The organism is Dialister sp. (genome assembly GCF_036343215.1).
Taxonomy (GTDB): domain Bacteria; phylum Bacillota; class Negativicutes; order Veillonellales; family Dialisteraceae; genus Dialister.
In genome coordinates this window covers 1-1,272 of the sequence record NZ_JAZASU010000213.1, presented here as the reverse complement: position 1 = coordinate 1,272, position 1,272 = coordinate 1, and the positions used below count along the sequence as shown (strand labels likewise).

Annotated in this window: 3 protein-coding genes; all 3 read right to left on the bottom strand. The window is 48.7% G+C overall.

Annotation, left to right across the window (positions count from 1 at the left end; translation table 11 throughout):
- A partial coding sequence (locus VZT47_RS10480) for a universal stress protein (RefSeq protein WP_330224906.1) occupies positions 1–192 on the bottom strand: 192 nt, incomplete at its 3' end.
- A gap of 15 nt (positions 193–207) precedes the next feature.
- Complete coding sequence (locus VZT47_RS10475; RefSeq protein ID WP_296954676.1) at positions 208–624, bottom strand: universal stress protein; 417 nt, start codon at positions 622–624, stop codon at positions 208–210.
- Between the two features lie 102 nt (positions 625–726).
- Positions 727–1,155: a universal stress protein gene (locus VZT47_RS10470; protein ID WP_330224905.1), complete on the bottom strand. Its 429-nt coding sequence runs from the start codon at positions 1,153–1,155 to the stop codon at positions 727–729.
- Positions 1,156–1,272: the final 117 nt, after the last annotated feature.

Below are 1,272 nucleotides of genomic sequence, written 5' to 3'. Positions count from 1 at the left end.
TGCATCATCGGGTTCTTTCGTCATATGGATGGTATAATCGGCTGAAGTGATGCCCGCAATAGGCGCCACGTAGAGGAGGTGGATTTGTGCCTCAAAAAGTTTCGAAAGGTCGAGGGCATAGCGGAAAGCCCGGGCTGAAGCTTTTGAGTCGTCCACAGGAACGAGGATTTTTTTGATTTCCTTAGTTTTCATACAGATTCCTTCCGCTTATTTCACAATGAGTACGGGGCATTCCGAATGGTGGACCACATAGTGGCTGACACTGCCCATGACGAAGGAGGAAATCGACCCTTTGCCGCTGTTTCCCATAACGATGAGATCTTTATCCTCTGCTTCCCTCACGATGGAAGTGCCTGGCACGCCGAAGACCACTTTCTTTTCCGTTTCCACCTCCTTCGGCGCATCCTGCAGATACACGTCCAGGATTGCCTCGCCTTTTTTAATGAACGGATCCTCCGGATGTTTCGGAAGTTCCTTGTAGGCAGGCATGAGGGCCTCCGGGTCCATCACATAGAGCATGGTAATCTTTGCTTCTGTTTTTTCTGCCAGGAAGCAGGCTTCCTGAAAAGCCCGTTCCGAAGGATCGGAACCATCGATAGGAACAAGAATTTTTTTGATTTCCATAGTGAGACCTCCTTTATGAAACAAACGGCCCGAAGCAAAGAGTCTTCATGCAGCCCTTTCCCGCAATCCGGGCCGGTCACTGATGGACAATATTTCCTGAAACTATTTGACGATAAGCACAGGGCAGGAGGAATGATGGACTACATAATGGCTGACGCTCCCCATGACAAAGGAGGAAACAGAACCTTTGCCGCTGTTTCCCATGACGATGAGGTCTGCTTTTCCCACCTCTGCCTCCCGGACGATGGATGCGCCGGGCATGCCGACTTCCACTTTCCTTTCGACTTTCGTCCCCTCCGGCACATCACGGCCAAAGAGCGCAAGGATTTCTTCTCCCTTCTTCTTCACCGAATCCACATCCGACTCAGACAGGTTCACCCGGTATACGGGGAACAAGAGCACATCTGCCTCCACCACGTAGAGCATGGTGACCACGGCTCCTCCCTTTTCCGCCAGAGAGCAGGCATAGCCCAAAGCGCGCTCAGATGCATCGGAACCATCGATAGGGACAAGAATCTTTTTGATTTCCATGGTAAAACCTCCTTTTAAAAATATTTTCTTTCTTCATTTCTATTATATAACATTAAAATCCTATTGAGAAATAAGCCTTTTGAATAGGAAATGGAAAGAAAAGTTATTAGTGGTTAG